Below are 19,968 nucleotides of genomic sequence, written 5' to 3'. Positions count from 1 at the left end.
CACGATCCGGCGCGGCGGAGGGCGGGCATGAGCCTGGCAAACAAGCTGGCAGAGGAACGGCGCGCGCGCCTCGCCGCCGAACGTCTGCTGGAACAGAAACAGGCGGAACTGCACGCCGCCAACCGCAAGCTCGGGCTGCATGCCCGCGCGCTCAGTCACGAGATCACCGAGACACGCGCCGAAGTCCAGACCGTGCGCAACGAGAATCAACGCGTCAAATCCGATCTCAGCGTCGCCCACGAGAAAATCGAGATCGCAGAACGCCGGCTCTGGCACTCGATCCAGACCATCGAGGATGGCTTTGCCTTCTTCGATGCCGATAGCCGGATGATCGCCGCCAACGACGCCTGGCTTGCCGTGTTCGACGGGGTCGAGGCGGTTCGGCCAGGCGCTAGCTATATTGAGATTTTGCAGGTCATCACCGAGGAGGGCATCGTCAATATCGGCGACATGAGTCCGCATGCCTGGCGCGAGCGCATGCTCGACCGCTGGCAGGGTTCCGCCCCCGAGCCCGAAGTAATCCGGTTGTGGAACGGGCACTATATCCGCCTCACCGACCGGCGCGGCGCAGGGGGCGACATGGTTAGCCTGGTGCAGAACATCACCGCCACGATCCGCTACGAGAAGGAATTGAAAGAGGCCCGCCGCCGTGCCGAGGCCGCGAACCGCGCCAAATCCGCCTTTCTCGCCAACATGAGCCACGAAATCCGCACACCGATGAACGGAGTTGTGGGCATGGCCGACCTGCTGATGGAGGGCACGCTCGACGACGAGCAGCAGCTCTATGTCAACACCATCAAGCATTCGGCAGAGGCGCTTCTCGTCATCATCAACGACGTACTGGACTATTCCAGGATCGAGGCCGACAGGCTCGTCCTGCATCCAGAGCCCTTCGATCTGGAGCGTTGCATTCACGAGCTTGTCACGCTGATGCAGGCCCATGCTCGCGATCGTGGGATCGACCTGCTGGTGGATTACGACCTGTTCCTGCCGACGCGGTTCATCGGCGATCCGGGACGCATCCGCCAGATACTGACCAACCTCGTGGGCAACGCGGTCAAGTTCACCGAGGCCGGGCACGTGATGATCCGCGTCACCGGCATGCAGGCTAGTGAGGGGGCTGAAGCCGATATTCGCGTCACCATCGAGGATACCGGCACCGGCATTCCACCCGACAAGCTCGATCACATATTCGGCGAATTCAACCAGGCCGACGACGCGCAAAGCCGCAAGTTCGAGGGCAGCGGGCTCGGCCTCGCCATCTCGCGCAAGCTGGTGCGGCTCATGGGCGGCGATTTGTGGGTCGAGTCCGAACAGGGGCGCGGCTCGACCTTCGGCCTCTCGCTGTCCTTGCCCTCGGTCGAGGCCGGCATGCCTGAGGATATCCACCCCGACCCGGCGCTCACACGCGCGCTGGTGGTCGAGCCGCACGATACGTGCCGTGCGCTTCTAGAACGCCAGCTTGGCGCGCTCGGCATGCGGGTGACCACTTGCGCGGATGCCCGCGCCGCGCTCGATCTTGTCGCCGTCGATGCGCCCGATCTGGTTATCTGCGACCACCACATACCGGGTATGGACGGGTTCGAGCTTGCCACCGCGCTGCGCGCGGGGGGGTATGCCATGCACATCATCGTGCTGAGCACCAATTCCGGCAGCGCCGCCCAGGATCCAGCGTATGGCGACGTTCAGGCGGTGCTTCAGAAACCGGTGGCGCGGCGTGATCTCATCACCGCGCTTGCCGCGCTCTCCGCGCCGGATCCTGTCATCGCCTCAGCCGGTGACGGATTCGGCATGGATCGCGCCCCCGTCACACCGCGCGCGATGCGGGTGCTCGCCGCCGAGGACAACAAGACCAACCGCCTCGTCTTTTCCAAGATGGTTCAGACGCTCGATATCGACCTGACCTTCGCCGAGAACGGGCGCGAGGCGGTCGCGCTGTTTCAGAGCGTGGTGCCCGATATCGTGTTCATGGATATATCCATGCCCGAGATGGACGGCAAGGATGCCACCCGCGCCATCCGCATGATCGAGGCCAAAACGGGCGGGCACGTACCGATCGTGGCGATGACCGCCCATGCAATGTCAGGGGACGATGCCGATATCTTCGCCGCCGGGCTCGATCACTACCTGCCCAAGCCGCTCAAGCGCACGGCTATCGTCGAGCACATCACCGCGGCGGCAGACCCGGCGTTGCGCCCGCCCGAAGGCACGGCGGCTCAGGCAGCGGGTTGATCGCGCAGGAACACGGGCCGGTCGGGCGCTGACAAGGCGGGCGCGTGCCGGTAGCCACCGGTGTCGAAATCAGAGAGGCTCTCCGGGTCACACAACCGATTCTGGATGATGAAACGTGCCATCGCGCCGCGCGCGCGCTTGGCATAGAAGCTCACGATCTTTGGCTCGCCGCCCCGCTCTTCCATGAAAACCGGCGTCACCACCCGCAGCCCGAGCGCAGCCAGATCGACCGCGCCGAAGTATTCCTGGCTCGCGCAGTTCACAAGTGTATCGGTGCCGATCTCCTCGGCCTGCGCCTTGAGCGTCCGGGCAATCTTGTCACCCCAGTAGTCGTAAAGCGTCTTGCCACGATCAGTCGCGAGACGGCTGCCCATTTCCAGACGATAGGGCTCGATGGCATCGAGCGGACGCAAGAGACCATAAAGCCCCGACAGGATACGGAAATGATCCTGTGCCCAGGCCATCTCGTCCGGGTCGAGCGAGCCGGCCTCCAGCCCTTGGTAGGTGTCACCGGCAAAGGCGAGCGCGGCGGGCTTCACCTCCATCGTGCCGAAAGCGGAGAACCGGTCAACGTTAAGCCGGGCGAGGCTGTCGCTGATCTTCATCAGCTTTTGCAACTCGCCCGCGTCGAGCCCCCGCGCCACCTGCGCCAGTTCTTCGGCCTCGGCGCGAAAGGCGGGGCGCGTGGGCGTGATACCGTGAGCGGGACTCATGTCCATCTTCTTGGCGGGTGAGACGACAACCAGCATGCGCGAAATCCCTCTCGTGACGGCAACGGGTGTGAGTTAGCCCGCCATCCGCAGAACGTCCAGAAAGGCCGGGCCGAAACGTTCGGCCTTTTGCGGCCCCATGCCGGGCAGGCGTTCCAACGCCTCAAGCGTCGAGGGCCGCCGCTCGGCGATCTGGCGAAGGGTGGAATGGGTGCAGGACAGGGGGCGCAGCGTGCCACAATCGCCGCGCGCCAGGTCTCGCTGCACCTCGATCAGGCGGTCATAGACCTCGCCCGCCGCGCGCCCCGCCAGCTTGCGCCGGGTCGGATGCACCTCGTCCACCGCGCCGTTGATGACCTCGAGAAAGGCCGCGCCGTACCGCTCCAGCTTGGTCGCGCCCACGCCCCCGATCCGGGCCATCGCGTCGAGATCGGCGGGCCGGGTCTCGGCCATCTCGATCAGCGTGCGGTCATTGAAGACGATATAGGCCGGCACGCCCGCCGCCTCGGCAAGCGCGCGGCGTTTCGCCTTGAGCGCCGACAGGAGCGGCGCGTCCTCCTCCGAGACCAGCGCCTTGACCGCCGGTCGCGGCGTGCAGCCCGCCACCTCGCGGCGCAGGCGGATCGGGGTCTCGGCCCGCAGGACGGGGCGGGCGGCCTCGGTCATCACCAGGGCACCGTGCCGTTCGGGATCGGGGCGTACCAGATCGTGCCCCATCATCTGCCGGAACACCCCCTGCCAGCCGCGCCGGTCCATGTCGCGGCCCACACCAAAGGTGGGCAGATCGTCATGCCCGCGCGCGCGCACCTTGTCCGTCGGATTGCCCGTCAGGATGTCGATCAGATGCCCGGCACCAAAGCGTTCCTCGGTGCGCAGGATCGCCGAGAGCGCCTTTTGCACCGCCTCGGTGCCATCGAATGTCTCGGGCGGCGTCTCGCACAGGTCGCAATGACCGCAGGGCGCTGCCTGCTCGCCGAAGTAGCGCAACAGCGCTACCCGGCGGCATTCCAGCGTCTCGGCAAGACCCAGAAGCGCATTGAGCCGCCCGTGATCCGCCCCGCGCCGTTCAGGCGGGGCGAGTCCCTCATCGATTTGCGCGCGGCGCAGCCGGATGTCGTCGGGGCCATAGAGGGTGAGCGTCTCGGCCGGTGCGCCGTCGCGCCCGGCGCGCCCGATTTCCTGGTAGTAGGCCTCGATGGATTTAGGCAGGTCGGCATGGGCGACCCAGCGGATATCGGGCTTGTCCACGCCCATGCCGAAGGCGACCGTGGCCACCACGATCAGCCCGTCCTCGGTGTTGAAGCGGTGCTCGACATGGCGGCGCCGATCGGCCTCCATCCCGCCGTGATAGGCGCAGGCGTTGTGCCCGGTCTCGGAGAGCGCCTGCGCGAGGCTCTCGGTCTTGGCACGGGTGCCGCAATAGACGATGCCGGATTGTCCCTTGCGTGCGGCGGCAAAGCTCAGGATCTGCTGGCGCGGCTTGTCCTTGGCAGCAAAGGCGAGATGGATGTTGGGTCGGTCGAAGCCGTGCAGGAAGACCTGCGGCGGCTGTCCGTCGAAGAGCTTGGCCACGATCTCGTCACGGGTTTCGGCATCGGCGGTCGCGGTGAAGGCGGCAAGCGGCACATTGAGCGCGCGGCGCAGCTCCCCGATGCGCAGGTAATCGGGGCGGAAATCATGGCCCCACTGGCTGACGCAATGCGCCTCGTCCACGGCGATGAGGCTGACGCCAATGCGCCGCAGCATCCCGAGCGCCGCACCGGCGGCGAGCCGTTCGGGCGCGATGTAGAGCAGCTTGAGCCGCCGCCCCTCTAGCGCGGCCCAGACCTCGGCGGTCTCCTCCTCGGTATTGCCGGAGGTGAGCGCGCCCGCCTCGACCCCTGCCGCGCGCAAGGCCCGCACCTGGTCGCGCATCAGCGCGATGAGCGGCGAGATGACCACCGTCACCCCCTCGCGCATCATCGCAGGTAGCTGGAAACACAGGGATTTGCCGCCCCCGGTGGGCATGATGGCGAGCGTGTTGCAGCCGGTGGCGACGGTGTGGACGATCTCTTCCTGCCCCGGACGGAACGCGTCGAACCCGAAGACATCGCGCAAAAGCGTGGCAGCGCTCGGCATGGCAGTCCTGTAAGATTTTATTATCTGCTCTTACGGGAAGTGTTTCACACTAAGATTCGGTGAACAAGACCTTGCCTCAGTAAAACGCCGCCGCATTGTTCATCAGGATGATCCGCAGCGCGTAGACCCCGATCAGCACCACCAGCGGCGCGAGGTCGATGCCCCCCATGTTCGGCAGGATGCGACGCACCGGAGCATAGAGCGGCTCCAGCAGCCGGTTAAGCGCGTACCAGATCTGCGCCACCAGTTGCTGCCGGAGGTTCAGCACCTGGAAATTGATGAGCCAAGACATGACGACGTGCGCGATGACGAAGAACCAAAGCACATCGAGCAGCAGCATCAGGATCTGGAAAAGCGATTGCATGGTGGCCTGGCCCTCTTGTCTGAACGCCCCAAGACCTATGCGGGCTCGGACGCGAGCGCAAGCCTGACGCGCGGTCGCGGTTGACGCCGGGCCAACCGCCTGCCAAGGCCGCGCCGGAACCACCGGAGACGCCCCATGTATCCCGTCATACGCCTGTTTTGGCAACTTTGGCGCCACCGCAACGACCCGCCGCTGCCGGTCACCGGAACCCATGTTTCGCACCACACCTGCCTGCCCTGGGATATCGACCTGTGGCGCGAGCTCAATAATGGGCGCACGCTCACGCTCTACGATCTGGGTCGCATCCCGCTTGCCGGGCGCGTCGGGCTGATCGCGGTGCTGCGGCGCGAGCGCTGGGGGCTGACGATGGCGGGGGCGAGCGTGCGATATCGCCGCCGCGTCCGCATGTTCGACCGGATCGAGATGCAATCGCGGCTGTTGTCGTGGGATGCGCGGTTCATGTATCTTGAGCAATCCATGTGGCGGCGTGACGGAGAGTGCGCCAACCACATCCTCTACCGTGCGGCTATGACCGGGCGCGACGGGATCGTGCCGCCTGCCGACGTGCTGGACGCGCTTGGGCACCCCGGGCTCGCCGCGCCGCCCCTGCCCGGCTGGGTCCGAGCGTGGATCGAGGCCGATGCCGCGCGCCCCTGGCCGCCGATGCAGGACCCCGGGCAGGAATAGCTTGCCAGCCCACGCCCGGGCCTGTCTTATCGCGGAAAACGGGCGGGGGACGGCATGGCGGAGATATCGACGCGCAAGCGCATCTGGGGCTGGTTTTTCTTCGACTGGGCGAGCCAGCCTTATCACACGCTCCTCATCACCTTCATTTTCGGCCCCTATTTCGCCTCTGTCGCCGCCGAGTATTACATGAATACCGGCCTGCCCGAGCACGCGGCGGACGCGCGCGCGCAGGCGCTGTGGTCCACCGGGTTGACGGTCAGCGGGCTCATCATCGGGCTTGGTGCGCCAATCATGGGCGCCTTCGCCGACACCACGGGACGGCGGCTGCCGTGGATCATGGTGTTTTCGCTCATGTACGTGGTCGGGGCCGCGTCGATCTGGGGGATGATGCCCGACGGGTCGAACCTGTGGTTCGGCCTGCTGGCCTTCGGCCTCGGCTTCATCGGGGCGGAATACGCGCTCATATTCATCAACTCGCAGCTTCCGTCGCTCGGTAACGAGGAAGAGGTCGGCGCGCTTTCGGGCTCGGGCTTTGCCTTTGGCTACGCGGGTGGGGTGGTGTCGCTCCTGATCATGCTGCTGCTCTTCGTCGAACAGCCGAGCGGCAAGACCCTGATCGGCCTCGACCCGGCTTTCGGCCTGGATGCAGCGGCGCGCGAGGGGACGCGCTTTGTCGGGCCGTTCACGGCGTTGTGGTTCGCGCTCTTCATGGTGCCCTATTTCCTGTGGGTGCGCGATACCGGCCCGCCGCGGCAGGGGCGAGGCATGCGCGACGCACTCGAGCTTCTTGTCAACACGATCAAGGGCTTGCGCCATCGCCTGAGCCTGAGCGCCTATCTCGGCTCGTCGATGTTCTACCGCGATGCGCTCAACGGTCTTTACGGCTTCGGCGGCACCTACGCCATTCTCGTGCTCAACTGGTCGATCACCTCGGTGGGTATCTTCGGAATCCTCGGCGCGATCTCGGCGGCGCTGTTCAGCTGGCTGGGCGGCAAGCTGGATGCCCGCTTCGGGCCCAAGCCGGTTATTGTCGCGGCGATCTGGGGGCTGATCGCGGTCTGCGTGACGATCGTGGGGATGGACCGGAGCCAGATATTCGGCGTTCCGCTGGCCGAGGGATCGGCCCTTCCAGATGCTGTATTCTTTGGTTGCGGCGTGCTGATCGGGGGCTTGGGCGGCACGCTTCAGGCGGCGAGCCGGACCCTCATGGTGCGCCACACCGATCCCGCCGCCCCGACCGAGAATTTCGGGCTTTACGGGCTGTCGGGTCGGGCTACCGCCTTTCTCGCCCCGGCGCTGATCGGCCTCGTCACCACCATGTCAGGCAGCGCGCGGATCGGCATCGCGCCGGTCATCGGGCTTTTCGTGATCGGGTTGTTGCTGCTAAGATGGGTCAGGTCCGAGGGAGATCGCATATCATGAGATGCATCGCCGCACTCATCGCATCGCTGGCGCTTGGCGGGTGCATGGATGCGCAGGAACGCGCGCCCACCCCCGGCATCTTGTCGAGCCAGAGCATCCCCGCCTCGATGCAAGGGGTTCATGCCAAACAACTTTTTGGCGCACAGCCGCGCGGAAGCGAGCATGCGCCGGCCGCCTATGGCAGCTATGCCAAGGGCTGTCTCGCCGGGGCAGTGGCCCTGCCTGAAAGCGGCCCCACCTGGCAAGCCATGCGCCTGAGCCGCAACCGCAACTGGGGTCACCCTGAAACCATTGATCTCATTCGAAAATTATCCCGCCACGCCGCAGAGCAGCCGGGCTGGAACGGGCTCTACGTCGGCGATATCAGCCAGCCCCGCGGAGGGCCGATGCTGTCGGGGCATCGCAGTCACCAGATGGGGCTGGACGCGGATATCTGGCTACGACCCGCCGACGATCTGGCACTGAACCGCGCGGCGCGGGAGAATATCTCTTCGATTTCAATGAGAAGGGCGAATGGTGCCTATACCAACGGCAACTGGACACGCGCGCATCACGAGATCGTCAAGGCCGCGGCCAAGGATCGGCGCACTGCGCGCATCTTCATCTTTCCCGGGGCCAAGGTGCAGATGTGCAAGGATGAAACCGGGGATCGCGCCTGGCTGCGCAAGGTGCGGCCGTGGTGGGGGCACCATTACCATTTCCATGTGCGGCTGAATTGTCCTGAAAATGCAAGGGGTTGCGTGGAACAGGCCGCGCCGCCACCGGGCGATGGCTGTGCCGAGGCGCAACAATGGGTGCGCAACATCCTGAACCCGCCGCCGCCCGACCCGGACGCGCCCAAGCCCAAGCCCCGGCGCGAATTGACGATGGCCGACCTGCCGGGGCAATGCGTGGCGGTGCTGCAAGACCAATGAATCAGCATCCTGCGTCGGATTTTTCCCCCGCCACATGATTTTGTTTTGACATGGGCAGAATTTGTGGCACGCTTGTCTCAGGTTCAACAAAGCGAAAGGAGGTGGTCCAGTGTCTATAGAGGTATTGGAGCGAGGTGTCGGGACAGTCCGGGAGGCCGCCGTCTAGGGCAGCCCCAAGGCGAAAGCCACCCGGATTGGCGCGTGCCTGACCGGCCCGCCTCCGTGACTTCTGGAGGGCCGTCCCGAACCGGGGCGGCCCTTTTCAACCTGTAGGTTCGCGGCTCGAACCGCACGGTTCACGCCGACCTGCGACCGCCGCGTTAACCGGATCTGCCCATGCTGAGGATTACCGACGACATCGCCATCGAGGATTGGGAGCTGACCGAGCAGTTCATCCGCGCCTCGGGTCCCGGCGGGCAGAACGTCAACAAGGTGGCGAGCGCGGTCGAGCTGCGCTTCGAGGCGGACCGCTCGCCCAACCTGCCCGGCCCGGTGAAGGCGCGGCTCCGGCGGTTGGCGGGGCGGCGCTGGACCAAGGAGGGGGCGGTGGTGCTGCAATGCGACGAGACCCGCAGCCAGACCCGCAACCGCGAGATCGTGCGCGACCGGCTGGCCGAATTGATCCGGCAGGCCACGGTCAAGCCCAAGCGACGTGTCCCGACGCGGGTCTCGGCCAACCAGAAGCGCAAGCGCGTGGCGGCGAAGAAGCAGCGCAGCGAGGTCAAGGCGCTGCGCGGGCGCGTGGACGGCGAGGAGTGAGGGCCGGGCCAATTGAACCGGATACCAGGAATTGGTATATTGCGGTCAAAGGAGATGCCCCATGCCCCGCAACACCTCTGTCGTGCTCAGCGACCACTTCAACGAGTTCATCGCCCGCGCCGTGGAAAGCGGCCGCTACAACTCGGCCAGCGACGTGGTGCGCGCGGGGCTGCGGATGCTGGAGGAAGAGGAACACCGCCTCGACCGCCTGCGCGCCGAGATCATCAAGGGCGAGGAAAGCGGGCCGGCGGAACCTTTCGATTTCGATGACTTCCTGTCCGAGATGCACGCCAAGCACCTGTCATGAAGGGCCTAGAGTTCACGCCCAAGGCGCAGCGTGACCTGGAGGATATCTGGCGTTACAGCCTGTCCGAATGGGGCGTGGAACGGGCCGACAGCTACGTTGCAGAAATCCGCGGCGTGATCGACGGTCTGCGAACAGGCGGCACGGCTTCGCGCGACGCGGATTTCGTGCGGCGTGGCTACCGGACCGCGATGGCCGCCCGGCACCTGATCGTTTTCAGAGACAGCGCCGACACGGTCGAGGTGATACGGGTGCTGCATCAGCGGATGGATGCGGGGCGGTGGGTGTAGCTGGCGCGACGCGTCGCGTGTAGGCCACGTCACACCCATCCCGGCTTCTTCTTGGCACAAATACCCACACGGCGGGGCGCAGACCCGCCGCCGGTAACGCAGCGTTCACGGGTGACAAGCGCGCGCAGGCGAGGCATCACGGGGATAAGCCAAGGGAGAAAGCCATGACCGATTATCCGCATCTTCTCGCGCCCCTCGACCTGGGCCATGTCACGCTGAAGAACCGCGTGCTCATGGGCTCTATGCATACCGGGCTGGAGGAGACGCGCGACTGGAACCGGGTGGCGAAGTTCTATGCCGCCCGTGCGCGCGGCGGCGTCGGGCTGATGGTCACCGGCGGCATGGCGCCCAATCGCGAGGGCGGGGTGTTTCCGGGGGCGGCGGGGCTGTTCACCCCCGAGGATATCGCCAATCACCGCATCGTCACCGACCGGGTGCATGACGCGGGCGGGCTGATCGCGATGCAGATCCTGCATGCGGGCCGCTATGCCTATGGCAAGGAATGCGTGGCGCCCTCGGCCATCAAGTCGCCGATTTCGCCCTTCACACCGCATGAGCTGGACGAGGCGGGGATCGAGAAGCAGATCGCCGATATCGTGACAGCGGCGGAGCGCGCCCGCGAGGCAGGCTATGACGGGGTCGAGATCATGGGGAGCGAGGGGTATTTCCTCAATCAGTTCCTCGTCACCCACACCAACAAGCGCACGGACCGCTGGGGCGGCTCTTACGAGAACCGGATGCGCCTGCCGCTGGAGGTGGTGGCCCGGGTGCGCGCGGCGGTGGGCCGCGATTTCATCCTGATCTATCGCCTGAGCATGATCGACCTCATCCCCAAGGGCAGCACCCACGCAGAGGTGGTGCAACTGGCGCAGGCGGTGGAGGATGCGGGTGCCTCGATCCTCAATACCGGGATCGGCTGGCACGAGGCGCGGGTGCCGACGATTGCCACGAGCGTCCCGCGGGCGGGATGGGCCTGGGTCACGCAAAAGCTGATGGGCAAGGTGGGTATCCCGGTCATCACCTCGAACCGGATCAACACGCCCGAGGTGGCCGAGGGCCTGCTGTCGGAGGGCGTGGCCGACATGGTGAGCATGGCGCGGCCCTTCCTCGCCGATGCGGAGTTCGTCAAGAAGGCCGCCGAGGGGCGCAGCAAGACCATCGCTCCCTGTATCGCCTGCAACCAGGCGTGCCTCGATCACACGTTCAGCGGCAAGCTCACCTCTTGCCTCGTCAACCCGCGCGCCTGCCACGAGACAGAGCTGGTGATCGCGCCGACGGATGCCCCCAAGCGCATCGCGGTGGTCGGCGCAGGGCCGGCGGGGCTGTCGGCGGCGATCACGGCGGCGGGGCGCGGGCATGGCGTGACGCTATTTGACCGCGCGGGCGAGATCGGCGGGCAGCTCAACATGGCCCGCGTGATCCCCGGCAAGGAGGAGTTTCACGGGCTGGTGGACTGGTTCGGCGTGATGGTCGCCGAGGCAGGTGTCGAGGTGAAGCTGGGGCAGGATGTGGGAACCGATGCCCTGTCAGGCTTCGACGAGGTGATCATCGCCACCGGGGTGATCCCGCGCGACCCGGGCATCCCCGGACAGGATGGCCCCAACGTGGTGAATTACATCGACGTGCTGCGCGGAAAGGCAAAGGTGGGCAAGCGCGTCGCCGTGGTGGGCGCGGGCGGGATCGGCTTCGACGTGGCGGAATTCCTGGTCCACGCGGGCGAGAGCCCGACCGAGAATATCGCGCTCTGGCGCGAGGAATGGGGGGTGGGCGACCCGGCAGAGGTGCGTGGCGGGCTGGCCCCGCAAGGGCCGCAGCCCGAGCCGCCCGCGCGTGCCGTGACGATGTTGCAGCGCAAGGCCGAGCGGCCCGGCAAGCGGCTGGGCAAGACCACGGGGTGGATTCACCGCGCGGCGCTCCGGATGAAGGGGGTCGAGATGGTGAGCGGCGTCAATTACGAGCGGATCGACGGCGACGGGCTGCACATCAGTTTCGGCGAGGCACGGGAGAACCCGACGCTGATCGAGGCCGACACGATCGTGCTCTGCGCCGGGCAGTTGAGCGAGCGCAGCCTGGCCGATGCGTTGGAGGCCGAGGGCGTCACGGTCCACGTGATCGGCGGCGCGGATGTCGCCGCCGAGTTGGACGCGAAACGTGCCATAGACCAGGGCACACGGCTGGCCGCGGCGCTCTGACCGGCCCCCTCCGCGGGTGTATCGCCCGCGAAAGTGGAGGCGAAAGTGGAGGCGCTGGCCGACAGCGCGGCGGCGAATGTCACTACGATATGCGGTTTCATGGCATATCCGCCCTGAATGCGACCACAACTCGGGCAAAGCATACCCCCGCAGGACAGATCATCGCCTCAATTTGCCATGTTTCGGTGTTTCCCGTGCGGCGACGATTCCAACAACACCCCGATATTGTCAGTCGCGCGCCGCAGTTGCGCCTGATTTTTCCGCCACACCATCAGGTGATCGGAGAATGAGGTAGCAGTATGGATCGCCTGACGGAAATGGAGGCCTTTGCCACGGTGGTGGACCAGGGCGGGTTTACCGACGCGGCCCGCAAGATGGGTATTTCGAAATCCGCCGTGTCCAAGCATGTCTCTTCGCTCGAGGCACGCCTCGGTGCACGGCTTCTCAACCGGACCACGCGGCGGGTCAGCCCCACCGAGATCGGGCTGGCCTATTACGACCGGGCGCTCAGGGTGCTCAACGACGCGGGCGAGGCGGATGCGCTGGTAAGCTCGATGCAGTCGGACCCCTCGGGGCTGTTGCGCATCTCGGTGGCCACCGATTTCGGCGTCAATCACCTGAGCCCGGTTCTGGGCCAGTTTCTCGAGGATTTCCCGGATATCACCGTCAACATGGTGCTCAACAACCGCTATGTGGAGCTGATCTCCGAGGGCTTCGACATGGCGGTGCGGATCGGCGACCTGGAGGACAGCACGCTACGCGCGCGCAAGCTGTCGGAGACCACCCGCCGCATGATCGCGAGCCCCGCCTATTTCAAGAAATACGGACGGCCCCAGAAGATCGACGATCTCAACGAGCACAAGCTGTTGCACTATTCCAGCCAGGGCGGCAACGCGGTGTGGAAGCTGACCGCGCCCTCGGGCGAGAAGCGGCAGGTGCGCACCGCGGGGGGCCTCAGCGTCAATGACGGGCAATCGCTGCTCAACGCCGCGATCTCGGGCCTCGGGATCGCCTATCTTCCGTCGTTCCTCTATGCCCGGGCGCTGGCCGAGGGGCAGGTGGAGGACGCGATGCCCGACCTGCCGATGGAGACGCAGGGTATCTATGCCGTCTACCCGCCGGGCCGATTTACCCAGCCCAAGGTGCGCGCCTTCATTGACTTCCTTGTCCACCAGTTCGCCCAGAAAGGTCCGACGGACTGGTGAGGACAAGGCACCGGTGTCCTCCTCGTCAGCAATGACGACACCTCGTCCCGGCCCGCCCTCGTGCGGGCCGGTTTTTTTGTTTGGTGGGAGGCAAGCGGTGGCCTGACAGTCTTGCGCGATACGGTCAGATAGTGAGGTGGAGGGCGGGGTGTGGGTTATGACGGGTCGGAACAGCCGACAGGATTGGCCTGGAGGGGACGTTGCCGTCTGGTCCCGGCGCGGAATCAAGGGCGAAGCCCGCCGCGCCATCGCATGTCCGCCCCCCGGACAGGCGATTTGGCTAAGCCAATGCGCCGATTGCATGTTTTTCGGGAACGCAGAAATAAAGTGCCCTGAAAAACCGTTGGATCGCCTGCCCGCGGACATACGATGACACGGCTCACTGCAACGACCGCTCAAGGCCAATCACCCGCCTCACGACGCAATCTGCCACCGGCAACACAGTCCCGCCTTGCTGACCGTCAGTCCCGACCAAGAAACCGGATCACCGTGTCGCCGTAGCGCCGCTCTTCGATCAGGCGCAGGCCCTCGGGGGGGATGATGGGGGCGCTTTCTTCCCACACGATCAGCGCGTCGGCGGCGATCCAGCCGCCCGCCAGTGCCGCCGCGAGCGCCGCCTCGCCCAGACCCTTGCCATAGGGGGGGTCGAGGAAGACGAGGTCATGGGGGGCGTCCGGGTTGGGGCCGGGCCTTCGCGCATCGAGAGGGAACACCCGCGCGGCCTCCCCTGCCCCGCAGCGCCCGATATTGTCGCGCAGGAGCGACAGCGCCTTGCGCCCGCTCTCGACGAAGCTGGCTTGTGCCGCGCCGCGCGACAGCGCCTCGAGCCCGAGCGCGCCGGTGCCGGCGAAAAGATCGAGCACGCGCGCGCCGGTGACGGGATCGCCATAGCCGCCCGCCAGCACGTTGAAGAGCGCCTCGCGCACCCGGTCGGAGGTGGGGCGCAGATGCGCCGCCGCATCGCCCTTGCCGACGCTGGCCAGCGCCCGGCCGCGATGCGCGCCGCCGATGATCCTCACTTCAGAAGCGCCTTGAGATCGGTGGTGGGATCGGCGACGCGGTCCGGATCGGCGCTGCGCCCTGCCTCGATCAGCCGCTTGCCCACCATGTAGGCGCGCGGATCGTTCATGGCGTCCACCGCGAGCAGCCGGTCGCCCGCGTAGTACCAGAAGGACACCGCGTCACCGACCGCCCGCGTCACGATCCTGTCATAGCCGGTGCCAAGCCCGGCGATCTGGAGCTTCACGTCGTATTGATCCGACCAGAACCACGGTTTGGGCACGTAGTCCTGGCCCGCGCCGGTGATGTTGTCGGCCACGCATTCGGCCATGTCGATGGCGTTGGGCACGCTTTCCAGCCGCAGCCGTCCGTCACCGTATGGAAACGAGGCGCAATCGCCCGCGGCCCAGATCGCCGGGTCGTCGGTGCGGCCCTGCGCGTCCACGGCGATGCCATTGTCGATGGCGAGCCCCGCGTCCTCGGCCAGCGCGGTGTCGGGCACGATGCCGACGCCGACGATCACCATGTCCACCTCCAGCGCACTGCCGTCGGTGAGCCGGGCTCCCGTCACCTGCCCCTCGCCCACGAGCCGCTCTAACCCGACGCCCTCGCGGATATCGACGCCGTGGCGGGTGTGCAGCGCACGGAAATAGTCCGAGGTTTCGGGCGCGGCCACCCGTTGCAGGATGCGCGGGGCCATCTCGACGAGGGTGACGGACATGCCGCGGCTTGCCGCCACCGCCGCCGCCTCGAGCCCGATATAGCCGCCGCCGACGATCAGCACCCGCGCCCCCGGCACCACCCCCGGCGCCATCGCATCGACATCCGCCAGCGTGCGCACGACGTGCACGCCGCCCAGATCGCCGCCAATGGCCGCGGGCAGGCGGCGCGGGCGCGAGCCGGTGGCGAGCACCAGCGTGTCATAGCCGAGCCGCCCCGCGTCCATCACCACCTCTTGCGCGGCGCGGTCGATGGCGGTGACGCGGGTGCCGGTGCGCAGGTCGATCCCGGCCTCGGCATAGGCGCTCTCGGGGCGCAGGAAGAGGCGTTCGAGCGCCATCTCGCCCAGCAGGTATTTCTTGGACAGCGGCGGCCGCTGGTAGGGCGGCACGGGCTCGTCCCCGATGAGCGTGATCGCGCCGTCGAAGCCCTGGGTCCGCAGCCGCGTCACCAGCGACGCCCCGGCCTGCCCGGCCCCGATCACCACCACGTGCGTCATCCCCGTCTCCCGCCTATCTTTGCCGTGGCCTCTTGCCTAGCACCGGCCTATGGTTACATCAAACGGCAACGCGACAGGAGAAAGGAAGCGACCATGACCATATCCACCGGCGACAAGCTGCCCGACGCGGACCTGCTGAAACTGGGCGAGGGCGGCCCCGAAACGGTGAGCCTGTCGGCCCTGACGAAGGGGCGCAAGGTGGTGATCTTTGCCGTACCGGGTGCCTACACCCCCACCTGTTCCTCGGCCCATGTCCCGAGCTTCATGCGCACCAAGGACGGTTTCGACGCCAAGGGCGTGGACGAGATCATCTGCGTGAGCGTCAACGACCCGTTCGTGGTCAAGGCCTGGGGCGACACCACCGGCGCGGCGGAGGCCGGGATCACCATGCTGGGCGACCCGCAGGGCGCATTCACCAAGGCGATCGGCATGGATTTCGACGCGCCCCCCGCCGGGCTCATCGGGCGCTCGAAGCGCTATGCGATGGCGGTCGAGGACGGCCGCGTGACGGTGCTGCATGTCGAGGAAAGCCCCGGCACCTGCGAGGCCACCGCGGGCGAATCGCTGCTCGCGGCAATGTGACTGCCGGCGCTGGTGCGGGGGCGCTGATCCTCGCACCGCGCCCCCTTCTCGTGCCGTCAGGCCGGGGATATTTTCAGCAAGATGAAGCCGCGCCGGGTTTCTTCCTGGCCCAGATACTCGACCCCCCCGGTCTCAGTCCACAAGGCCGTCGAACTTGCGCGCGAGCTTGACGTCGAGCGCGCTCAGGCCGCCCACATCGTGGGTCGATAATGTGACCTCGACGCGGTTGTAGACGTTGAACCATTCCGGGTGGTGATTCCATTTCTCGGCCCAGAGCGCGGCGCGGGTCATGAAGCCCATCGCCTCGACGAAATCGCCGAACTTGTAGGTCTTGGCGATAGCGTCGCGCCCCTCGACCATCGACCAGCCGTTTTCCAGGAGCGGATCGAGGGTGGTCTTGCGGGCGGTGTTGCTGAGTTTCTCGGTCATTCGTGGTCCTCCATCGAGGTCTTGCGGAAGGGGCCGAAGCCGGTGAGGATCTCGATCTCTTCCTCGACGGCGGCGCGCTCGGCATCGAGATACTGTGCCACCGCCTCGGCGAAGCCCGGGTCGCGCAGCCAGTGCAGCGAATGAGTGGCCCGGGGCAGGTAGCCGCGGGCGAGCTTGTGCTCGCCCTGCGCGCCAGCCTCTACCCTTTGCAGCCCGTGTTCAATGGCGAAATCCATGGCCCGGTAATAGCACAGTTCGAAATGAAGGCAGGGGTGGTCCTCGGCGCAGCCCCAGTATCGGCCAAAGAGTGCCGAGCGCCCGATCAGGTTCATCGCCCCCGCCACCGGGCGGCCGCCGCGCAGGGCGAGCACCAACAGCACGTCGTCGCGCAGGCGGTCCTGTGCGAGATCGAAGAAGGCCCGGGTGAGGTAGGGCGTGCCCCATTTGCGCGCGCCGGTGTCCTGGTAGAACTCCCACATCGCCTGCCAGTGCGCGGGGCGGATGTCGTCGCCGGTGAGCGAGACGATCTCGCCGCCGAAGGCTTGCGCGCGGGCGCGTTCCTTGCGGATGGCCTTGCGCTTGCGCGACGAGAGATGCCCGAGGAAATCGCCGAAATCGCGATAGCCACGGTTGTGCCAGTGGTATTGCTGTGTCTGCCGGGCCAGGAGCCCTGCCCGTTCGCCCGCCGCTTCCTCGTCATCGGTGCAGAAGGTGACGTGCAGCGACGAAAGCCGGTTCTGCGCCGCCAGCGCCGTGGCACCTTGCAGGAGTGCTGCGCGCCCGTCGTCCTCGTTTCCCGGGCGGGTCAGCAGCCGCCGTCCGGTCACCGGGGTGAAGGGCACGGCGATCTGCGCCTTGGGGTAGTAGCGCCCGCCCGCGCGCTCGTAGGCATGGGCCCAGGCGTGGTCGAAGATGTATTCGCCCTGGCTGTGGCCCTTGAGGTAGAGCGGCGCACAGGCGATCACCTCGTCCGCCCGCGTCACCGTCAGGTGATGCGGATGCCAGCCGCTGCCGGGACCGACCGAGCCGCTGTCCTCGAGCGCTGCGAGGAAGCGGTAGGTGGTGAACGGATCCTCGGGGCGGCCGCCACCCTCGGCCTCGGGGCAGGCGCAGGCATCCCACGCCTCGGCGCCGATGGCGTGGATGCTGTCATGGGCGGTGACGGTCAGCTCGGTCTCGCTCATCCTCGCAAGTCCCCGGTTGCGTGCGGACGCATGTGTATCTGGCGCATCGGGCGCGCGCATCAAGCGGGCAGATCGGGGAGGTATCCCTCGAAGGTGACGGTATCGGCCACGCGGCGCGCGCGCGCCTCGGCCTCGGCGCTGCGCACGGTCCAGCACAGGATCGGCGCGCCGCGCGCGCGCAGGCGGGCGAGATGCGGGCTGTCGAGATCGCTCGCCTCGTGACTGACGAAACCCGCGCCCGCCGCGTCGTAATCGCGGATGGCGCGGAGCCGCGCGCGGGTTTCCTCGGGCAGGAGCGGCCAGTTTTCGGCAGAGAAGGCGCCGGTGACGAGACCGCGGGGGACCTGCGGCGCGCGCGCGGCCATCGCGATCATCATGTGCGGGTTGAAGGACATCACCGCCACCGGCCCCGCATAATCCGTAAGCGCCGCCACGGTGGCGGACTCGAGCGCACCGTCCGTCTCGCCCATCTGGCCATGCTGGTCCTTGAGCTCGACGAGGAGCGGCACCTGGCCGGCGACGAGGGCGAGGATCTCGGGCAGGTCAGGGATGCCCTCGTCGCCACCCTTGAGGCGGATTTGCGCAAGTTGGGCGGCGTCGCGCCGGCGCACAGGGCCGGTCTCGGACGTGAGACGCCCGAGGTCGTAATCGTGGAACACCATCGCGTGGCCGTCCCGGCTGGCTTGCAGGTCGATCTCGATTCCATAGCCTGCCGCGATCGCCGCACGGACCGCGGCGCGCGAGTTCTCGGGGCGGCCAGCATCGCGGTCATGAAGGCCGCGATGCGCCAGCGGCACCGCCAGGAACGCCTCGGGCAGCGGGGTCATCGGACGCGGAATATCCCGTCGATCTCGACCGCGACGCCGAAGGGCAGTGCCGCGGCAGAGACGGCGGCGCGGGCGTGCTTGCCCGCCTCGCCGAGCGCCTCGCCGAGGAAATCGGACGCACCGTTGATGACCTGCGGCTGCTGGGTGAAATCCGGGGTGGAATTGACGAAGCCGGTGAGCCGCACCACCTGCACCAGCCGGTCGAGGTCGCCGCCGCAGGCGGCCTTGACCTGTGCCAGGAGGGCGATGGCACAGACGCGCGCCGCCTCGGCGCCCGCCGCCACGTCCATGTCGGCCCCGAGCTTGCCGGTGAGCAGGCGGTCACCGTCCTTGGCGATCTGGCCAGAGACGTAGAGCATCTCGCCCACCTGCACGTAAGGCACGTAATTGGCGGCGGGCATCGGCGCCTCGGGCAGGGTCACGCCCATCTCGGCAAGTCTGGTTTCGAACTGGCTCATGTCGCTTTCTCCTGTGGCGCGATTTGCCCTGACGCTAGCGGCGGCACGGGGTAATGAAAAGCCCCCTCGGGACGTCTGCTGCGTGGCGCGGGTCTCAATGGGAAAGGCGTGCCTGCCCGGACCGGCGCATTAGCGTGACGTCAGGGCGCATGTCGCCATTCTGCCACAGGAATGTGACCGATCGTCGGTCAGGGGTGGGTTTGCGCGGGCGATCGGTTATGTAACAAAGCATTCGACTCAGGACGTGGATTTTTGCCGTGACCCCGCCGATTTCTTGCACCTTCCGCCGTGCCATCCCCGCCCTGATCCTGGCGGCCGCGACGCTCGTCGCGGGCTGCGCCGCGCAGGACCCGGCCGCCACGCGGGACGTGTTCGACCCCTACGAGACCGAGAACCGGCGCATGCACGAGTTCAACCGCGGGGTTGACCGGGTGTTGGTGCGGCCCGTGTCCAAGGGCTATACCAGCGTGGTGCCCGACGATATCGAGACCGGCGTGATCCGGCTCGCCGAGAACCTGTCGCTGCCCGCCGACATCGTGAACAACATCCTGCAGTTGAACATGCGCGGCGCGTTGCAGGACACCGCGCGGCTGGTGGTCAACACCACCGTCGGCCTCGGCGGCGTGTTCGATCCGGCCAGCGAGATGGGCATGGCCGCGCCCACCAACACCGATTTCGGCGAGACACTGCATGTCTGGGGCGTGCGCGAGGGCGCCTATATCGAGCTGCCGTTCCTCGGACCGTCGACGACGCGGCACACCTTTGGCATTTTCGCGGACCTGTTCACCAACCCGCTCACCTATGTGCTGGACAGCCCCGAGAACCTCGCCGGCACCGCGGCGGGCGTGGCCTCGGGCCTGTCGCGGCGCGAGCGGTTCACGGAAACGATCGACCAGATTCTCTACGAGAGCGAGGACAGCTACGCGCTGTCGCGCTCGATCTACCTGCAGAATCGACGGTTCAAGGTTGGCGGCACCACGGGTGCGGCCTATACCGATCCCTATGACGGCACGGCCGGTGGCGGTGCCGCCGCTTCGACCCCGTTGGAGGATCCTTATGACGAGTAAGCCGAC

The 19,968-nt window shown here is 66.9% G+C and carries 20 protein-coding genes; 11 read left to right on the top strand and 9 right to left on the bottom strand.

Annotated features, from left to right (window positions below; all coding sequences use genetic code 11):
- Window positions 1–27 precede the first annotated feature (27 nt).
- On the top strand, window positions 28–2,232 hold the full coding sequence (locus tag AC13D8_RS19615) for a response regulator (RefSeq protein ID WP_482970223.1): 2,205 nt from the start codon (window positions 28–30) through the stop codon (window positions 2,230–2,232).
- Here the strand turns inward: AC13D8_RS19615 and yaaA are convergent.
- The 3 genes from yaaA to AC13D8_RS19600 all read right to left on the bottom strand — a co-directional run bounded on the left by yaaA (window position 2,217) and on the right by AC13D8_RS19600 (window position 5,424).
- On the bottom strand, window positions 2,217–2,981 hold the full coding sequence (gene yaaA / locus AC13D8_RS19610) for a peroxide stress protein YaaA (RefSeq protein ID WP_482970222.1): 765 nt from the start codon (window positions 2,979–2,981) through the stop codon (window positions 2,217–2,219). The two genes, AC13D8_RS19615 and yaaA, sit on opposite strands and share 16 nt — an antisense overlap.
- Window positions 2,982–3,017: 36 nt before the next feature.
- Window positions 3,018–5,060: a DNA helicase RecQ gene (gene recQ / locus AC13D8_RS19605; protein WP_482970221.1), complete on the bottom strand. Its 2,043-nt coding sequence runs from the start codon at window positions 5,058–5,060 to the stop codon at window positions 3,018–3,020.
- A 76-nt stretch (window positions 5,061–5,136) separates the two neighbouring features.
- A complete protein-coding gene (locus tag AC13D8_RS19600) occupies window positions 5,137–5,424 on the bottom strand; it encodes a YggT family protein (protein ID WP_129431564.1) in 288 nt (95 codons plus the stop codon).
- Between the two features lie 135 nt (window positions 5,425–5,559).
- Between AC13D8_RS19600 and AC13D8_RS19595 the strand changes: the two genes are divergently transcribed.
- From AC13D8_RS19595 to AC13D8_RS19560, 8 genes are all read left to right on the top strand, one after another.
- Complete coding sequence (locus AC13D8_RS19595) at window positions 5,560–6,111, top strand: acyl-CoA thioesterase (protein WP_482970220.1); 552 nt, start codon at window positions 5,560–5,562, stop codon at window positions 6,109–6,111.
- 54 nt (window positions 6,112–6,165) lie between these two features.
- Window positions 6,166–7,533 carry an MFS transporter gene (locus tag AC13D8_RS19590; RefSeq protein WP_482970219.1) on the top strand — a complete coding sequence of 456 codons (1,368 nt, stop codon included), beginning with the start codon at window positions 6,166–6,168 and terminating at the stop codon, window positions 7,531–7,533.
- A 107-nt stretch (window positions 7,534–7,640) separates the two neighbouring features.
- Window positions 7,641–8,447 carry a penicillin-insensitive murein endopeptidase gene (mepA, locus tag AC13D8_RS19585; protein ID WP_482970355.1) on the top strand — a complete coding sequence of 269 codons (807 nt, stop codon included), beginning with the start codon at window positions 7,641–7,643 and terminating at the stop codon, window positions 8,445–8,447.
- A gap of 336 nt (window positions 8,448–8,783) precedes the next feature.
- Window positions 8,784–9,206, top strand: coding sequence for an alternative ribosome rescue aminoacyl-tRNA hydrolase ArfB (arfB, locus tag AC13D8_RS19580; RefSeq protein ID WP_482970218.1), 423 nt, complete (start codon window positions 8,784–8,786; stop codon window positions 9,204–9,206).
- 61 nt (window positions 9,207–9,267) lie between these two features.
- Window positions 9,268–9,513, top strand: a complete 246-nt coding sequence (locus tag AC13D8_RS19575) for a type II toxin-antitoxin system ParD family antitoxin (protein WP_482970217.1) — start codon at window positions 9,268–9,270, stop codon at window positions 9,511–9,513.
- A complete protein-coding gene (locus AC13D8_RS19570; RefSeq protein ID WP_482970216.1) occupies window positions 9,510–9,800 on the top strand; it encodes a type II toxin-antitoxin system RelE/ParE family toxin in 291 nt (96 codons plus the stop codon). The genes AC13D8_RS19575 and AC13D8_RS19570 overlap by 4 nt, the downstream gene beginning before the upstream one ends.
- A 164-nt stretch (window positions 9,801–9,964) precedes the next feature.
- On the top strand, window positions 9,965–11,992 hold the full coding sequence (locus AC13D8_RS19565) for a 2,4-dienoyl-CoA reductase FMN-binding domain-containing protein (protein ID WP_482970215.1): 2,028 nt from the start codon (window positions 9,965–9,967) through the stop codon (window positions 11,990–11,992).
- A gap of 299 nt (window positions 11,993–12,291) precedes the next feature.
- Entirely contained in the window at window positions 12,292–13,197 is a 906-nt protein-coding gene (locus tag AC13D8_RS19560) for a LysR family transcriptional regulator (protein WP_482970214.1), read from the top strand.
- Window positions 13,198–13,658: 461 nt separating this feature from the next.
- On the opposite strand, the gene rsmD is transcribed toward AC13D8_RS19560, so the two are convergent.
- Both rsmD and AC13D8_RS19550 read right to left on the bottom strand, forming a co-directional pair.
- Window positions 13,659–14,216: a 16S rRNA (guanine(966)-N(2))-methyltransferase RsmD gene (rsmD, locus tag AC13D8_RS19555; protein WP_482970213.1), complete on the bottom strand. Its 558-nt coding sequence runs from the start codon at window positions 14,214–14,216 to the stop codon at window positions 13,659–13,661.
- On the bottom strand, window positions 14,213–15,415 hold the full coding sequence (locus AC13D8_RS19550; protein ID WP_482970212.1) for an NAD(P)/FAD-dependent oxidoreductase: 1,203 nt from the start codon (window positions 15,413–15,415) through the stop codon (window positions 14,213–14,215). Before AC13D8_RS19550 ends, rsmD begins: the two co-directional genes overlap by 4 nt.
- A 93-nt stretch (window positions 15,416–15,508) precedes the next feature.
- On the opposite strand from AC13D8_RS19550, the gene AC13D8_RS19545 reads away from it, so the two are divergent.
- Window positions 15,509–15,997 (top strand): redoxin family protein, encoded by a 489-nt coding sequence (locus AC13D8_RS19545; protein WP_482970211.1) that lies wholly within the window; start codon window positions 15,509–15,511, stop codon window positions 15,995–15,997.
- Window positions 15,998–16,129: 132 nt separating this feature from the next.
- On the opposite strand, the gene AC13D8_RS19540 is transcribed toward AC13D8_RS19545, so the two are convergent.
- From AC13D8_RS19540 to AC13D8_RS19525, 4 genes are read right to left on the bottom strand one after another with little or no spacing between them, the layout of a single operon-like run.
- Window positions 16,130–16,426 carry a 4a-hydroxytetrahydrobiopterin dehydratase gene (locus tag AC13D8_RS19540; protein ID WP_129431574.1) on the bottom strand — a complete coding sequence of 99 codons (297 nt, stop codon included), beginning with the start codon at window positions 16,424–16,426 and terminating at the stop codon, window positions 16,130–16,132.
- A complete protein-coding gene (locus tag AC13D8_RS19535) occupies window positions 16,423–17,610 on the bottom strand; it encodes a GNAT family N-acetyltransferase (RefSeq protein WP_482970210.1) in 1,188 nt (395 codons plus the stop codon). Before AC13D8_RS19535 ends, AC13D8_RS19540 begins: the two co-directional genes overlap by 4 nt.
- Before the next feature lie 59 nt (window positions 17,611–17,669).
- Window positions 17,670–18,437, bottom strand: coding sequence for a glycerophosphodiester phosphodiesterase family protein (locus AC13D8_RS19530; RefSeq protein WP_482970209.1), 768 nt, complete (start codon window positions 18,435–18,437; stop codon window positions 17,670–17,672).
- Window positions 18,434–18,895, bottom strand: a complete 462-nt coding sequence (locus tag AC13D8_RS19525) for a RidA family protein (RefSeq protein WP_129431577.1) — start codon at window positions 18,893–18,895, stop codon at window positions 18,434–18,436. The genes AC13D8_RS19530 and AC13D8_RS19525 overlap by 4 nt, the downstream gene beginning before the upstream one ends.
- A gap of 257 nt (window positions 18,896–19,152) precedes the next feature.
- Between AC13D8_RS19525 and AC13D8_RS19520 the strand changes: the two genes are divergently transcribed.
- Entirely contained in the window at window positions 19,153–19,962 is an 810-nt protein-coding gene (locus AC13D8_RS19520; protein ID WP_482970208.1) for an MlaA family lipoprotein, read from the top strand.
- The last annotated feature ends 6 nt before the right edge of the window (window positions 19,963–19,968 follow it).

The sequence above is a fragment of the Roseovarius sp. B-10 genome (genome assembly GCF_056859295.1).
This window is presented reverse-complemented; position numbering and strand designations above follow the sequence as displayed.

Excerpts from the sequence above, each read along its gene's own strand:
- AC13D8_RS19615 (WP_482970223.1), top strand. The coding sequence starts at position 28 with ATGAGCCTGGCAAACAAGCTGGCAGAGGAACGGCGCGCGCGCCTCGCC.
- yaaA (WP_482970222.1), bottom strand. The coding sequence starts at position 2,981 with ATGCTGGTTGTCGTCTCACCCGCCAAGAAGATGGACATGAGTCCCGCT.
- recQ (WP_482970221.1), bottom strand. The coding sequence starts at position 5,060 with ATGCCGAGCGCTGCCACGCTTTTGCGCGATGTCTTCGGGTTCGACGCG.
- AC13D8_RS19600 (WP_129431564.1), bottom strand. The coding sequence starts at position 5,424 with ATGCAATCGCTTTTCCAGATCCTGATGCTGCTGCTCGATGTGCTTTGG.
- AC13D8_RS19595 (WP_482970220.1), top strand. The coding sequence starts at position 5,560 with ATGTATCCCGTCATACGCCTGTTTTGGCAACTTTGGCGCCACCGCAAC.
- AC13D8_RS19590 (WP_482970219.1), top strand. The coding sequence starts at position 6,166 with ATGGCGGAGATATCGACGCGCAAGCGCATCTGGGGCTGGTTTTTCTTC.
- mepA (WP_482970355.1), top strand. The coding sequence starts at position 7,641 with ATGCAAGGGGTTCATGCCAAACAACTTTTTGGCGCACAGCCGCGCGGA.
- arfB (WP_482970218.1), top strand. The coding sequence starts at position 8,784 with ATGCTGAGGATTACCGACGACATCGCCATCGAGGATTGGGAGCTGACC.
- AC13D8_RS19575 (WP_482970217.1), top strand. The coding sequence starts at position 9,268 with ATGCCCCGCAACACCTCTGTCGTGCTCAGCGACCACTTCAACGAGTTC.
- AC13D8_RS19570 (WP_482970216.1), top strand. The coding sequence starts at position 9,510 with ATGAAGGGCCTAGAGTTCACGCCCAAGGCGCAGCGTGACCTGGAGGAT.
- AC13D8_RS19565 (WP_482970215.1), top strand. The coding sequence starts at position 9,965 with ATGACCGATTATCCGCATCTTCTCGCGCCCCTCGACCTGGGCCATGTC.
- AC13D8_RS19560 (WP_482970214.1), top strand. The coding sequence starts at position 12,292 with ATGGATCGCCTGACGGAAATGGAGGCCTTTGCCACGGTGGTGGACCAG.
- AC13D8_RS19550 (WP_482970212.1), bottom strand. The coding sequence starts at position 15,415 with ATGACGCACGTGGTGGTGATCGGGGCCGGGCAGGCCGGGGCGTCGCTG.
- AC13D8_RS19545 (WP_482970211.1), top strand. The coding sequence starts at position 15,509 with ATGACCATATCCACCGGCGACAAGCTGCCCGACGCGGACCTGCTGAAA.
- AC13D8_RS19540 (WP_129431574.1), bottom strand. The coding sequence starts at position 16,426 with ATGACCGAGAAACTCAGCAACACCGCCCGCAAGACCACCCTCGATCCG.
- AC13D8_RS19535 (WP_482970210.1), bottom strand. The coding sequence starts at position 17,610 with ATGAGCGAGACCGAGCTGACCGTCACCGCCCATGACAGCATCCACGCC.
- AC13D8_RS19530 (WP_482970209.1), bottom strand. The coding sequence starts at position 18,437 with ATGACCCCGCTGCCCGAGGCGTTCCTGGCGGTGCCGCTGGCGCATCGC.
- AC13D8_RS19525 (WP_129431577.1), bottom strand. The coding sequence starts at position 18,895 with ATGAGCCAGTTCGAAACCAGACTTGCCGAGATGGGCGTGACCCTGCCC.